General features: G+C 68.2%; 14 protein-coding genes. 1 reads left to right on the top strand and 13 read right to left on the bottom strand.

Translation table 11 applies throughout. The annotated features are described in order from the left end of the window. Positions 1-262: 262 nt before the first annotated feature. Positions 263-976, bottom strand: coding sequence for a transposase (locus WS54_RS14795; protein ID WP_027783329.1), 714 nt, complete (start codon positions 974-976; stop codon positions 263-265). Positions 977-1169: 193 nt separating this feature from the next. Between WS54_RS14795 and WS54_RS14790 the strand changes: the two genes are divergently transcribed. Further along, on the top strand, positions 1170-1901 hold the full coding sequence (locus WS54_RS14790) for an OmpW/AlkL family protein (RefSeq protein ID WP_034209756.1): 732 nt from the start codon (positions 1170-1172) through the stop codon (positions 1899-1901). Positions 1902-2089: 188 nt separating this feature from the next. Here WS54_RS14790 and ugpQ read toward each other — a convergent pair whose 3' ends face one another. The 12 genes from ugpQ to WS54_RS14730 all read right to left on the bottom strand — a co-directional run bounded on the left by ugpQ (position 2090) and on the right by WS54_RS14730 (position 14240). Beyond that, a complete protein-coding gene (gene ugpQ, locus WS54_RS14785) occupies positions 2090-2860 on the bottom strand; it encodes a glycerophosphodiester phosphodiesterase (protein WP_059780316.1) in 771 nt (256 codons plus the stop codon). Positions 2861-2887: 27 nt separating this feature from the next. Beyond that, a complete protein-coding gene (locus WS54_RS14780; protein ID WP_034209754.1) occupies positions 2888-3973 on the bottom strand; it encodes a sn-glycerol-3-phosphate import ATP-binding protein UgpC in 1086 nt (361 codons plus the stop codon). Between the two features lie 32 nt (positions 3974-4005). Then, entirely contained in the window at positions 4006-4851 is an 846-nt protein-coding gene (gene ugpE / locus WS54_RS14775; protein WP_034209753.1) for a sn-glycerol-3-phosphate ABC transporter permease UgpE, read from the bottom strand. Beyond that, on the bottom strand, positions 4848-5732 hold the full coding sequence (gene ugpA / locus WS54_RS14770) for a sn-glycerol-3-phosphate ABC transporter permease UgpA (RefSeq protein WP_059780317.1): 885 nt from the start codon (positions 5730-5732) through the stop codon (positions 4848-4850). The genes ugpE and ugpA overlap by 4 nt, the downstream gene beginning before the upstream one ends. 97 nt (positions 5733-5829) lie before the next feature. Next, positions 5830-7164, bottom strand: a complete 1335-nt coding sequence (ugpB, locus tag WS54_RS14765; RefSeq protein ID WP_034209751.1) for a sn-glycerol-3-phosphate ABC transporter substrate-binding protein UgpB — start codon at positions 7162-7164, stop codon at positions 5830-5832. Between the two features lie 88 nt (positions 7165-7252). Then, positions 7253-8461: a deoxyguanosinetriphosphate triphosphohydrolase gene (locus WS54_RS14760; protein WP_034209750.1), complete on the bottom strand. Its 1209-nt coding sequence runs from the start codon at positions 8459-8461 to the stop codon at positions 7253-7255. 40 nt (positions 8462-8501) lie between these two features. Further along, on the bottom strand, positions 8502-9581 hold the full coding sequence (aroB, locus tag WS54_RS14755; RefSeq protein WP_059780318.1) for a 3-dehydroquinate synthase: 1080 nt from the start codon (positions 9579-9581) through the stop codon (positions 8502-8504). Continuing rightward, positions 9578-10132, bottom strand: coding sequence for a shikimate kinase (locus WS54_RS14750; RefSeq protein WP_034209748.1), 555 nt, complete (start codon positions 10130-10132; stop codon positions 9578-9580). Before WS54_RS14750 ends, aroB begins: the two co-directional genes overlap by 4 nt. A 40-nt stretch (positions 10133-10172) precedes the next feature. Continuing rightward, positions 10173-11804: a type IV pilus secretin PilQ gene (locus WS54_RS14745; RefSeq protein ID WP_059780319.1), complete on the bottom strand. Its 1632-nt coding sequence runs from the start codon at positions 11802-11804 to the stop codon at positions 10173-10175. Next, positions 11801-12667 carry a hypothetical protein gene (locus tag WS54_RS14740; RefSeq protein WP_059780320.1) on the bottom strand — a complete coding sequence of 289 codons (867 nt, stop codon included), beginning with the start codon at positions 12665-12667 and terminating at the stop codon, positions 11801-11803. The genes WS54_RS14745 and WS54_RS14740 overlap by 4 nt, the downstream gene beginning before the upstream one ends. Further along, complete coding sequence (locus WS54_RS14735; RefSeq protein WP_059780321.1) at positions 12664-13320, bottom strand: hypothetical protein; 657 nt, start codon at positions 13318-13320, stop codon at positions 12664-12666. The genes WS54_RS14740 and WS54_RS14735 overlap by 4 nt, the downstream gene beginning before the upstream one ends. Next, entirely contained in the window at positions 13317-14240 is a 924-nt protein-coding gene (locus tag WS54_RS14730; RefSeq protein ID WP_059780322.1) for a hypothetical protein, read from the bottom strand. The genes WS54_RS14735 and WS54_RS14730 overlap by 4 nt, the downstream gene beginning before the upstream one ends. Between the last annotated feature and the right edge of the window lie 174 nt (positions 14241-14414).

The following is a 14414-nucleotide window of genomic DNA, read 5'->3' as shown; positions in this document are numbered from 1 at the left end:
GAGGCCGTTGAACCGTTTTCTTGTTGCCATCGATCCCGCTCCCGACGGGAGACGGCGCGGCCGACAGTGGTTGGGCAAGCTTCGCCCGGGCCACCGGAATTCGGAATATACGCGACGAATCAAGGGAATAGCAACAAAAACCGCTTGATCGAACCCCAATTAAACGAATGCCTTGATATGGTGCTGTTTTATTGGGGGCGTATCACTTTGGTGCAAAAAGAAGCGGCGCCCGCAGCGCCGCTTCTGGCCCGCCTTTCCGGCCTTATTGCTGGATCGGCGGCGTGTTCTCGCGCACCTTTCTGGGGCGTCCGCGCGGCAACGGCGACACGCGCCGGTTCGCGGTGCGCGCCGCCCACTCGCGGTAATTCTCGCCGCCGAGCACCCAGCCTTTCAGCGTCGCCTGCTGCAGCTGGTCGGCCTGCCGCTCGTCGAGCGGCTGCTCGCACAGCTCCTTGTACGCGCGCTGGCGGTCGAACGGCGTATTGCCGAGCGCCCAGTAGAGCGGATGGTCGGTGATCAGGCTGTCGACGGTGAGCCCGACGTGATGCCGGTAGCTCGACCACCGATACGCCTCGGGCGTCGCGACGAGCTGCGAGCGCACCGGGCTCATCTCGACCACGCGGCTCGCGAGCAGGAAATAGCGTTCGCCTTCGATCACCGTCGCGCGATAGCGGCCTTCCCACAGGGTGCCGCGCCGCGAATAGCGCCGGTTGAAATGCGCGACGTAGCGGCGGCCGACGGCTTGCATCGCCTTCGGCAGACTCGCCTCGTCGCTCGGCGTCACGAGAAGTTGCACCTGGCGCGGCAGCAGCACGTAGGCATGCACCGACAGGTGATGATCGCGTGCGGCGGCCTTCAGGCAGTCGATGAAGAGTTCGTAGTCCTGGTCGTCGACGAACGCGGGTTGCTGATCCAGGCCGCGCAGTATTACGTGCTGCGGCTGGTCGGGAACGTAGAGTCGTGCTAACCGTGCCATGCTGAATGTCCGTTTGAACGCGTTAGGAAATACCCGGAGGTCCGAAATTGCGCACCTGCGTAGAATGCCCGTCCCAGCGGCGCGCGTAAGCGTACGGTCGTGCGAATCCTAGGGAGAAAACTCTAACTTACGAGCTTGTTTGGTTTTAAACGCAGTCGTCATAATGAGCACGCCTTTGATCGGAGGAGACACAATGAAACGAAAACTGGCCATTACGGGGGCCGCAGCGCTCGCATTCGCGTTCGCGGGCGGCACGGCACACGCACAATCCGCAGGTGATTTCTACGTCAGCACCGGCTGGTTCCACCTTTCGCCGCAGGACAGCAGCGACCCGCTGTTCGTCTACGGCGTAGGCGGCACGCCCATCAACCAGTCGATTCCCAACACCGGCGCCGGTATCAGCGACGCCGATACGCTTGGGCTCGCAACGGGCTACTTCATCACCGACCATATCTCCACCGAGCTCGTTATGGGGATACCGCCGAAGTTCGACATTACCGGCAAGGGTCAGTTCGAAAGATTCGGCGTACTCGGCCGCGCGTACCAGTGGAGCCCCGCCGTACTGCTCCGCTACCACTTCAACGACGCCAACGCGAAGTTCCGTCCGTATGTCGGCATCGGCGCGACGTATGTCTGGTTCACCGGCGCGAAAATCACGAACGGCAGCTTCGAGAACGGCGTGCTCGGCGGCCCCACCAGCGCGACGACGAGCAACCAGTGGGCCCCCGTCTTCAACGCTGGGTTCACGTACAACTTCACGAAACACTGGTTCGCGGGCCTGTCGCTCTCGTACATCCCCGTCAGCGTGACCGCGACCTTCACGACGGCCCGCCGGACGCCGGTCGGGACGCTGACGGAAACGTCGAAGGCCCACATCTCGCTGAACCCGATCGTCACGTACCTGAACGTCGGCTACCGTTTCTAAGCGTAGTCGAATATTTGGGGAATGGTTAATCCTGCTGCAATTTGTAGCGGATTTTTCGTGGCGTAACGTCTCCACGATGCAAAACGCCCCGGCGGGCCTCCCGTCGGGGCGTCGTTTTTTCGCGTCGGGCACGTTCCGGGCAAGGGTTTTACCGGACACCGCCGCGGTCGGGGCCGCGGCCGTGGCCGTCAGACGGCGTCGATGTCGTCCAGCGCATCGGGCGCGATCAGGTCGATGCGGTCGGTGCAGACCGCGTCGACGCCCCAGCGCGCGAGTTCGCGCGCCCGTTCGAGGTCGTTCACCGTGTAAACCAGGATGCGCAGCCCGGCGGCCTTGATCGCGCGCACGAGCGGTTCGTCGAGGCGGGTGTGGTCTGCATGCAACGACACGCAGCCGAGCGCGTCGACGACCTGCGCATGCCAGTCGTCCGGCACGATTTCGTAGAGCATCCCGCGCGGCAGCGCCGGCGCGGACGCGCGTGCCTGTTGCAGTGCGTCGAACGAGAACGACGACAGCAGCGGCGCCACCGCGGCATCGCGCCAGTACGCGGCCGCGTCGGCCGCCACGCGCCGCCCCGTTTCGCGCTCGCGCCCCGGGCACGGCTTGATCTCGACGTTCGCGGCCAGCCCGTGCGCGATGCAGCGCGCCGCCGCGGCCTCGAGCGTCGGCATCCGCTCGCCCGCGAAGCGCGCATCGCGCCACGCGCCCGCGTCGAGCGCGGCCAGCTGCGCATAACGCATGCCCGCCGCCGCACCGTGGCCGTTCGACGTCCGGTCGACGGTATCGTCGTGCAGCAGGAACGTCACGTCGTCGGCCGACAGCTTCGCGTCGAACTCGACCATCCGGTGACCGCGCCGCGCGCCTTCGTCGAGCGCGGCAAGCGTGTTCTCCGGCGCGAGCGTGCCGCCGCCGCGATGGGCGACGACGCGCGGATAGGGCCAGTCGGTGCGGATCGTCATCGTCGGTCTCCCGGCAGTCGGACGGTTTCAGCCGGCGCGCTTGCCGGTTTCGGGATCGAAGAAATGCAGCCGGTGCGCGGGCAACGCCGCCGCCAGCGCGGTGCCACGCGCGGGACGGTCCGCGTGCGGCAGGCGCACCGCGACGTCGTGATCGCCCCAGCGGCCGTGCGCGAGATTGTCCGCGCCGAGCAGCTCGCACGAATCGACCGGCAGCGTCGCCTGCGCGACGCCCGGCTGCGGCGTCATGTGTTCGGGACGCACGCCGAGCACCCAGTCGCGCCCGGCGGCGATTTCGCGGCCGATGCCCGGCGCGCCGGCGACCGGCAGCGCGGGGCCGCCGCCCGCGACCGTGAAGGTCGCGCCGTCTTCCGACAGCCGGCCGTGCAGCAGGTTCATCGCCGGCGAGCCGATGAAGCCCGCGACGAACACCGTCGCCGGCTTTTCGTACACGTCGACCGGCGCGCCGATCTGCTCCGCGTAACCTCGGTTCATCACGATCACGCGCTGCGCGAGCGTCATCGCCTCGATCTGGTCGTGCGTCACGTACACGCTCGTCGTCGCGAGCCGCGCGTGCAGCCGCTGGATCTCGAGCCGCATCTGCACGCGCAGCTTCGCGTCGAGGTTCGACAACGGCTCGTCGAACAGGAACACCGACGGCTCGCGCACGATCGCGCGCCCCATCGCGACGCGCTGCCGCTGGCCGCCCGACAACTCGCGCGGCCGCCGCGCGAGCAGCGGCTCGAGCTCGAGGATCTTCGCGGCCGCGGCCACCCGCGCATCGATCGTCGCGCGCTCGATGCCGCGGATCTTCAGCCCGTAGCCCATGTTCTGCGCGACCGTCATGTGCGGATACAGCGCGTAGTTCTGGAACACCATCGCGATGTCGCGATCCTTCGGCTCCAGCGTGTTGACGACCCGGTCGCCGATCGCGATCTCGCCGTCCGTCACCGACTCGAGCCCCGCGATCATCCGCAGCAACGTCGACTTGCCGCAGCCCGACGGGCCGACCAGCACGATGAATTCGCCGTCGGCGATCTCCACGTCGATGCCGTGCAGCACGTGCTGCTTGCCGTCGTAGGATTTCCTGACGCCCTTCAAGCTCAGTGCAGCCATACCTGGTCCTTCTCCCGGTTACCGTCGGTCGTTCATTTCTCGGAATCGACGAGGCCGCGCACGAACCAGCGCTGCATCGCCAGCACGACGACGAGCGGCGGGATCATCGCCAGCAGCGTCGCCGCCATCACGTATTGCCATTCGGTCGCGGCGTCGCCGCTCGCGATCATCGTCTTGATGCCGACCACCGCCGTCGACAGCGACGCTTCCGTCGTGATCAGGATCGGCCACAGATACTGGTTCCAGCCGTAGATGAACGTGATCACGAACAGCGCGGCGATGCTCGTCTTCGACAGCGGCAGCACGACGTCCCAGAAGAAGCGCAGCGGCCCCGCGCCGTCGATGCGCGCCGCATCCATCAGCTCGTCGGGCAGCGTCATGAAGAACTGACGGAACAGGAACGTCGCGGTCGCCGATGCGATCAGCGGCATCGCGAGCCCCGCATAGGTGTTCGTCAGATGCAGCGTCGACACGACCTGCACGGTCGGGAAGATCCGCACTTCCACCGGCAGCATCAGCGTGACGAAGATCAGCCAGAACGCCGTGTTGCGAAACGGGAAGCGGAAATAGACGATCGCGTACGCGGACAGGATCGACACCGCGATCTTGCCGACCGCGATCCCGAGCGCCATCGCGAAGCTGTTCACGAGCAGGCGGCCGAACGGCGCCGTCGTGCCGCCGCTGCCGTGCCCCCAGATGTACGCGACGTTCTCGAACAGGTGCGTGCTCGGCACGAGCGACAGCGGCACCGTGAACACTTCCTGCGCGTTCATCGTCGCCGCGCAGAACGCGACGTAGACGGGAAACACGATCAGGACGACGCCGGCGATCAGCACCGCGTGGCAGAACAGGTCGAAGCCCTTGCGATTCTCGATCATGCGTATTGCACCCTGCGTTCGACGAAGCGGAACTGGATCACCGTGAGCCCCACGACGATGATCATCAGCACGACCGACTGCGCACCCGAGCTGCCGATGTCGAGCCCCTGGAAGCCTTCCGCGAAGATCTTGTAGATCAGCGTCCTGGTGCTCTGCGCCGGGCCGCCGCCGGTGGCCGCGTCGATCACCGGGAAGGTGTCGAAGAACGCGTAGACGAGGTTCACGACCAGCAGGAAGAAACTCGTCGGCGACAGCAGCGGCAGCACGATGTTGAAGAAGCGCCGCACCGGCCCCGCGCCGTCGATCGCCGCCGCCTCGATCAGCGAGCGCGGAATCGCCTGCAGCCCCGCGTAGAAGAACAGGAAGTTGTAGCTCACCTGCTTCCATACCGACGCCAGCACGACGAGAAACATCGCCTGACCGCCGTTCAGCGCGTGGTTCCATACGATGCCGCCCTTCGCGAGCGCGTACGTGATCAGGCCGATGCTCGGGTTGAACAGGAACGCCCACAGCACGGCCGCGATCGTCGGCGCGACCGCGTACGGCCAGATCAGCAGCGTGCGGTACGCGCGCGCGCCGCGGATCACGCGGTCGGCGCATGCGGCGAGCAGCAGCGACACGACGAGCCCGCTCACCGTGACGAGCGAGCTGAACACGAGTGTCGTGCGAAACGAATCGAGATACAGCGGATCGGCGAACAGGTGCGCGAAGTTCGCGAAGCCGACGAACTCGCTCGACGTGCCGAACGCGTCCTGCGTCTGCGTCGACTGCCACAGCGCGACGCCGGCCGGCCACAGGAAGAACGCGGCGGTGATCGCGAGCTGCGGCGCGATCAGCAGGTACGGCACCGGGCTCGTACCGAAACGGGAACGGGATTGCATCGCGGGTGTCCGGTCAGGCGAAACGGAAGGGAAACCGCGCCGCCGGACGGCACGCGCTGACGCGCGGCGCCGCCGGCGGCACGAACGCGATGCGCGCTCAGCCGCCCGACTTCTCGAAGCGGCGCAGCAGTTCGTCGCCGCGCGAGGCGGCCGAATCGAGCGCGTCCTTCGGCGACTTCTTCTGCGCCCAGACCTGTTCGAACTCCTCGTCGACGATCGTGCGGATCTGCGGCATGTTGCCCAGCCGCAGCCCCTTCGTGTACGGCAGCGGCGGCTTGTTCAACATCTGCTTGATCGCGGTTTCGGCGCTCGGGTTCTTCGCGTAGAAGCCCTGCTGGCGCGTCAGGTCGTACGCGGCGGTCGTCACCGGCAGGTAGCCCGTATCCTGGTGCCACTTCGCGGCGACGGCAGGCGTTGCCAGGTACGCGAGGAATTTCGCGACGCCCTTGTAGGTCGCCGGATCCTTGCCGGCCAGCACCCACAGGCTCGCGCCGCCGATGATCGCGTTCTGCGGCGCACCCTTCACGTCCGCGTCGTACGGCAGCATCCCCGTGCCGTAGCTGAACTTCGCGAATTTCTGCACGTTCGCGAGCGCCCCCGACGACGTCGTCAGGATCCCGCAGTCGCCGCTGTAGAACTTCGCCGACGCTTCATCCTTGCGGCCCGCGTACGTGAACGTGCCGTCCTTCGCCATCTGCTGCAGGAACGCGATATGAGCGATTTGCTGCGGCTTGTTGAACTCGAGCACGGCGTCCGTACCGTCGAAGCCGTTGTTGCGGCTCGCGAACGGCAGCCCGTGCCACGCGCTGTAGTTTTCGAGCTGGATCCAGCCCTGCCAGCCGGTCGTGAAGCCGCAGGCCATCCCCGACTTGCGCAGCTTCTCGGCATCCGCCTTCACGTCGGCCCACGTCTTCGGCGGCTGGTTCGGATCGAGGCCCGCCTTCTTGAACGCGTCCTTGTTGTAGTACAGCACCGGCGTCGAGCTGTTGAACGGCATCGAGACCAGGTGGCCCGTCTTCGCGTCGCTGTAGTAGCTCGCGATGGTCGGCACGAACGCCTTTTCGTCGAGCGTCACGCCGGCCTGCTTGAACACGTCGTAGACGGGCACGACCGCCTTCTTCGCCTGCATCATCGTCGCCGTGCCGACTTCGTACACCTGCAGGATCGCCGGCGCGTTGCCGCTGCGATAGGCCGCGATGCCGGCCGCGAGCGCCTGGTCGTAGGTGCCCTTGAAGACCGGCACGATCTTGTAGTCGCTTTGCGACGCGTTGAACTGGTCGGCGATCGCATTGACCCGCTCGCCGAGCGCGGCCTCCATCGCATGCCAGAACTGGATTTCCGTCGCGGCGAGCGCGACGTGCTGCGCCCCGAACATCAACGCGCCGCCGAGCGCGATCGACCGAACCAGTGTCCCCGCAGGCTTCTTCTTCATCGACCTCTCCTATGAAAACGTTACCAACAGCGTGTGCAACATTCCCGTCGCCATTGAACCGGCGAAGTCTAGTGATCGTTTGTGACAGTCAGTTGTCGTTGATGACGAACAGGCGCTGGTATTCCTTCAGCGCGAAGCGGTCGGTCATGCCGGCGATGTAGTGCGCGACGAGACGCGGCTGCTGCGCCGCGTCGTCGGACTGGTACGGCGGCGGCAGCAGGCGCGGATCGTCGATGAACGCGTCGAACAAGCCCGTGACCACGCGCTGCGCCTTGCTCGCCATGCGCATCACCTTGTAGTGGCGATACAGGTTCTTGAAGAGGAAGCGCTTGAGGGCCGCTGCCTGCGCGGCGACCTCGGGGCTGTGCGACACGAGCGGCGGGGCGTCGCGCACGTCGTCGAGCGACGCGGGCGCGACGCGCACGAGATTGCGCGTCGTCTCGTCGATCAGGTCGACGATCAGCGTGTTGATGATGCGGCGCACCGTCTCGTGCACGAGACGGCGGCCTTCGAGATGCGGGAATTCGGCGAGCGCCGCTTCGTAGTGACGCTGCCACAGCTCGACTTCCGCGAGTTGCTCGATCGTGATCAGGCCGGAGCGCAGGCCGTCGTCGACGTCGTGGTTGTTGTACGCGATTTCATCGGCGATGTTCGCGAGCTGCGCTTCGAGCGACGGCTGGCGGCCCTGCAGGAAGCGCTCGCCGAGCGCGCCGAGCTTGCGCGCGTTCTCGCGCGAGCAGTGCTTCAGGATGCCTTCGCGCGTCTCGAAGCACAGGTTCAATCCGTTGAACGCGCCGTAGTGCTCCTCGAGCTCGTCGACCACGGCGAGGCTTTGCAGGTTGTGCTCGAAGCCGCCGTGCTCGCGCATGCACGCATTCAGCGCGTCCTGCCCGGCATGGCCGAACGGCGTATGGCCGAGATCGTGCGCGAGCGAGATCGCTTCGACGAGATCCTCGTTCAGGCGCAGGTTGCGTGCGACCGAGCGCGCGATCTGCGCCACTTCGAGGCTGTGCGTGAGGCGTGTGCGGAACAGGTCGCCTTCGTGATTGACGAAGACCTGCGTCTTGTATTCGAGCCGGCGAAACGCGGTCGAATGGACGATGCGGTCGCGATCGCGCTGGAATTCGGTGCGCGCCGCCGGCGGGGTTTCCGGATGGCGGCGGCCGCGCGACTGCGACGCGTGCGCGGCATACGGAGCGAGATGGGCTTCCAGCGCCGCCAGCGTCGGCGGCTCGGCCACCGGCGCGGCGGATGCGCGGCCGGCTTCGGGCAGTGTGCGGCTGGATGTCTCGCTCACGTCTCCTCCATGTCAGGGCGCCGGCACATCCGCGCCGCCGTTAGTGGGTCGTCTGCGCCAGTGTAGCGAATACCGCTTCGTCCGGCGCCTGCGTGATCAGCGTATCGCCGAATCGCTTCAGCAGGATGAACTTGATCGCGCCGGCCTCGGCCTTCTTGTCGACGCGCATCAGATCCATGTAGCGCGCGTCGCCGAGCGCGGGCCCGCGGGTCGGCAGATGCGCGGCCGCGATCACCGCATCGAGGCGCTGCCGCGACGCTTCGTCGAAGAGACCGAGCCGCACCGACAGGTCGCCCGCCATCACCATCCCGCAGCCGACCGCCTCGCCGTGCAGCCATTCGCCGTAGCCGAGCCCGGCTTCGATCGCATGGCCGAACGTGTGGCCGAAATTCAGGATCGCGCGCAGGCCGCCTTCGCGCTCGTCGGCCGCGACGACGCTCGCCTTGATCTCGCACGAACGCTTCACCGCATGCGCGAGTGCAGCCGGCTCGCGACGGTTCAGCGCACCGACGTTCGCCTCGATCCAGTCGAAGAACTCGGCATCGGCGATCGCGCCCGTCTTGATGACTTCGGCGACGCCCGCCGCCAGTTCGCGATCGGGCAGCGTCGTCAGCGCGCCGATGTCCGCGATCACGGCCTGCGGCTGGTAGAACGCGCCGATCATGTTCTTGCCGAGCGGGTGATTGATGCCCGTCTTGCCGCCGACCGACGAATCGACCTGCGACAGCAGCGTCGTCGGCACCTGGATGAACGGCACGCCGCGCATGTAGCACGCGGCGGCAAAGCCCGTCATGTCGCCGACCACGCCGCCGCCGAGCGCGACGAGCGTCGTCTTGCGATCCGCGTGATCGGTGAGCAGGCCGTCGAAGATCAGGTTCAGCGTTTCCCAGTTCTTGTACGCCTCCCCGTCCGGCAGCACGACCGTCGACACGCGCTTGCCGAGCGGCGCGAGCGCCGCGCGCAGCGCGTCGCCATAGAGCGGATCGACCGTCGTGTTCGTGACGATCGTGACGGACGAACCGTTGATGTACGGAGCGAACAGCTCGGTGCGGCCGATCAGGCCGGCGCCAATATGAATCGGATAGGCGCGGTCGCCCAGATCGACGTTGACAGTAATCATGCTTGTAGCGGCTTGGCGATCACGCCGGCCAGTTCGAGTTGCATCAGCACCATGTTGACGAGACCGTTGACCGACGGACGGCCGGTCTCGATGACGAAATCCGCGCATTCGCGGTACAGCGGGTCGCGCACTTCGTACAACGCTTCGAGACGCCCCTTCGGATCTTCCGTCTGCAATAGCGGGCGGTTCTTGTCCTTGCGCGTGCGCAGCCACAGATCGTGCGGATTGGCGCGCAGGTAGACGACGATGCCGTTGGATTTCAGGCTGACGCGATTTTCCGGACGCAGCACCGCGCCGCCGCCCGTCGCGAGCACGATGTTCTCGCGCTGTGCGAGATCGGCGATGACCTGCGTTTCGCGATCGCGAAACCCGGCCTCGCCCTCCAGCTCGAAGATCACCGGAATGCGCGCGCCCGTACGGGCCTCGATTTCGTGGTCGGAGTCGAAGAACGTCCTGTCGAGACGACGCGCGACCGCACGGCCCACGGTGGTCTTACCCGCTCCCATAAGGCCGACGAAAAATACGTTTGCATGTGGGTCCCGCGCTTGCAACGGCTTCCTCTGCTTCAATCTTGCTGGTGTGTGGCGCAGCTTACTGGCAAAGCGGCTGCCTTGTCGAGCCTGCGCCGGCGGCTTCCGGCCCCGTTTTCTCGGCGTCCACGTCACCCATGTCGGATGCGCCGCAACGCGCGTCGACGACGGTCGGCGTGATGAAGACGACCAGTTCGTTGCGCTGGTCACGCTGCGCGCGGTGCCGGAAAAGCGCGCCCAGAAACGGTATTTTGCCCAAGAGCGGCACGCGCGTCACATCGTTCCGGTTCAGTTGTTCATAGATGCCGCCGATCGCGACCGTCCCGCCATTCTCGACCTCGACGCGCGTCTGCACGTGCTTCGTATGGATGGCGGGGCCGGCCGCGGTCGGCTCGCCGACGCTGTCCTTGGTCACGTCGAGATCGAGCACCACGCGCCCGTCCGGCGTGATCTGCGGCTCGACCTCCAGCTTGAGCGTCGCGCGACGGAACTGCACGCCGCTCATGCCATTGCCGACCTTCGCCTGGTACGGCAGCTCGGAGCCCTGTTCGACGATGGCCTTGACGCGGTCCGCCGTCACCACCCGCGGACGCGAAACGATCTGGCCCCGACCCTGTGCCTCTAGCGCACTCAGTTCGATGTCGAGTACGCGGCTGAGCGGCGCGGCGAACAGCGTGAAGCCGGCGGTCGCCGCGTCGAAACCGCCGAGCGGCCGCGCGGCGAGATCCAGCGCGTTGCGCGCGTCCGCCGTGAACGACGCACCCTCGGCCGACGACGGCCGCGCCTGCGCACGCAGCGCGACGCGCGCGCCAAGGTTGCGCGAGAAACCCTGCTCGCCCTCGACGATGCGGGCCTCGATGCGGACCTGCCGCGACGGCCGGTCGATCGCGTCGATCAGGCCCGCGATCTGAGCGAGGCGCGGCGCGAGATCGGTCACGAACAGCAGGTTCGTGCGCGGATCGGCCGCCGCGGCGCCGCGCTTCGACAGCAGGCGCTGGCCGGTCGCGCCGGCCAGCAGCCGTTGCACGTCCTGCGCGCGCGGATAGTGCAGCGCGAACGTACGGCTCGCGAGCGGCTCCAGATCGGCGGCCCGCGCATGCATTTCGAAGCGCTCGCGTTCGCGCGCAGCCAGTTCGGTTGCCGGCGTGACCCAGATCACGTTGCCGCGCCGGGACATCGCGAGCCCGTGCGTGTCGAGCAGCGTGTCGAACGCTTCGCGCCAGCGGACGTTGTTCAGACGTAACGTCACCGTGCCGCGCACCTGCTCGCCGACGACGATATTGAGCCCCGTGAACCGCGCGATCGCGTCGAACGCAGCCGCGAGGCCGGCGCCCTGCAGATTCAGCGAGATCCGCCGCGCGTCGTCTGCATCGCCGGGTTGCCGCGCCGCGGGGTCGCTCATTCGGGCCGGTGGCGCCAGCGGGATCGGCGGCCCCTCCAGCGTGGGGAGCGGTGCGGCGGTTTCCGTCTGCCGCGCCGCACGCGCCGCCTGATCGAACGGCGACGGGCCGGCGTCGTCCGCTACCGCGCCGTCCACGCCGTCAGCCACGCGCAACGGCTGCGACAGGCCCGGCACCGATACCTCCGTCGACCCGGCTGGCCAGACCGCCGGCAGCGGCGGCAACGACGTGCTTGCATCAGCCGTCGTCATGCCGGCCCAGACGACAAACACCCAACAGCCGTGTTTCGTCATGGCCGGCCTCCGTCGTCCAGGACGAGCCGCTGCGATCCGTCCGCCGTCGCAAGCGTCACGGCAGCGCGATCGACGCGCACCACGCGCGCGGCCCCCAGCACCTCGCCGGGCGCGACGGCCGTGAACGCGCCGTCGCCGTCGTCGAACAACGCGAGACCGGTACGCGCATCGCGAATCGTGCCGGCAAGACGAGCTGCGCGCCCCGCCGCTTCGGTCGGGCCAGCCTCGCCGAACGGATCGGCGTCGGACGCAGCGGCACGAACCGGCGTGTCGGCCGCCGCGGCGGTGGCTGCCGGCAGCGCCGGAAACACGTCGACGGACATATCCACCAGCACCGCCGACATGCCACGCTCGATACGCAGCGCCGACGGTACGGCCAACACCGGCAAGCGCGCCAGCCCGCCGACCATATGCACGAGCGCGCCAAAGCCGCCATCCGCGACGATGCGCACGGTGCGCCGGCCGTCCGGTGCCGCGCCATCGGCGCGCTGCGGTTCGATCGACACACCCTGCAGCCCGCTCGATGCAGCGACATCGGCCAGCTCCAGCATCAACTCGGCCCATTCCGGCGCATCCGGCAACCGATCGTCGCGTGTCGACGCACGATGCCCGTCACGCCGTTGTCCGGCGGAAGCAAGCACGCGTTGCGCGTCGGCCTCACGCGCCTGCGCTGCGGCGAGCAACGCGCGACCGTGTGCCAGCCCGCTCCAGTCGGCCGTATTCGCCAGATGAATGCCGCCGGCCGACACGGCAACGAATGCCAGCACGCAACCCGCGACGTGCACGGCCGCCGGCGACACGCGCGGCATGCGGCCCACCCCGGCGCCTGCGTGCAGCGCCGGCCGATGCACGAGCGCCGTCATGCGCCACCTCCCGACACCGTCCGCGACGACATCGCGTCGTGCCAGCGCAACTGCACCGAGAAAAGGAACGGCATCCCGGCCGCGGAAGCCGGCGCATCCGACGCAGGCTTCAACGTCTCGATATCGATCCGCCAGTCGCGCTGCTCGCGCGCCATCGCGGCGAGCCACCGCGCAGCCGCCCGGTAACTCGCGGCGCGCGCGTCGAGCACGGCGCCGGTCGTCGTCATGCGCAGTGCGTCGAGCCGGACATGATCGGCGCGCACTTGCTTCAGGGTCGCCAGCAACCCTGCCACGCGCCGGTAAGGCGCAGCCAGCGCAGCCGCCTGCGCTTCGCGCTGCGCGATGGCGGCGGCGGCATGGGCGGCGCGCGTCGCAACGGCCACTTGCGGCTGCAACTGCCGCAGCCGCGCCTCCACGCCGGCGCGCTCGGCGTCCACTCGCCACCGCGACAACACGGCGGCACCCGTCCACAGGCCGGCGCCGAGCATGCCGAGCAGGATCGCCACACCGCACTGCGCGGCCCGACGGCGCCGTAAGGCCTGCGCCAATCGTTCGCGGTACGGCAGCAGGTTGAAGTCGCCGAATATCGCCCGTCCCGCCTGCTCGGCCGCCACCGCCCCGCCTCCGTTCGCCGCCACGTGATCGGCCGTCATTCCCACACCCCGCGCAACGCCAACCCGACTGCGACGGCAAACGCCGGGCCGCCCGGCATGCCGGCGCGCGCGCACGGCTGGCCATCCCAGCCCGCACAGTCGAACGGGACCGCCGCCGTGCCGAGCACGTCGCCAATCTCGGCGACGGACGTATCGAAGCGGGCGATAGATCGCTCGTCCCCGGCAACGAGTACGCAACGCACGGCCCCGAACACACGTCGGCGCAACGCATCGGGAAGTGCCTCCGGCAACGTGCCGGACAGCGCGAGCGCAGGGGTGGTCGACGGGCCCTCGATTCGCCAGCCGCGCACGCCCGTGTCGCCGAACCAGAGCGCCGCGTAGGCGCCCTGCGCGTCGAGTTCGAACTGCGCGGCATAGCGCAGCGCGCGCAGCACGGCGGCCGACTCGCCGTCGATCACCGTCAGGTCGATACCGGCCTGGGCGGCCACGTCGATCCGCCGCTCGAGCAGTGCCAGCGGCGCCACCGCCACCGCGATCTCGCCGGACCGCGCGCCGCCGTAGTGCCGCCAGTCGAACGCGAGACTGTCCGGCGCCAGCCCCGAGATGCGCTCGGCCGCCTGCCGCGCGGCATCCGGGATGTCGCCGCGCCCGGCCAGATCGAGCGTCGCGGTGCGCATCTCGTCGTCGTGCAGCGCCATCACGCCGTGCGCGTCGCACCGCACATCGGACGCCGACAGCCGCGCCACGGCTGCCGCCAGCGACCGCGCGACCGCCGCCCAGCGCGCGTCTTCCGGCCCGTCCGCCAACCCGACCGGTTCACGCTCGAGCCCCTCGACGCGCACGTCCGCGTCCCGGCCGCGCCGGCTCAGCACGGCCACCCTCACTTCGTGCGCACCGACGTCGATTCCCGTCGACCGATGCCTGCCCGGTGCAAACCGCGCCACCCATCGTCCTGCCATCCCAGCCTCCCGAGATCGTCGCGGCCCACGCCGCGTTTCCGAGACCTGATTCTGCAAAGCGACGCGTGCGGCCGACAGTCGGCCAGACGGCCAGTATCCGCTCGTGGCGGCCGCGCCCGGACTATGCTGACGGCACGCCGACCCGCGGCTTTCCGACGGGCGGCCCCCGCGTCA

It is taken from the genome of Burkholderia sp. NRF60-BP8 (genome assembly GCF_001522585.2).
Lineage (GTDB): Bacteria > Pseudomonadota > Gammaproteobacteria > Burkholderiales > Burkholderiaceae > Burkholderia.
The sequence above is the reverse complement of the archived record's forward strand: the minus strand, read 5'-3'. Positions and strand labels throughout refer to the sequence as shown.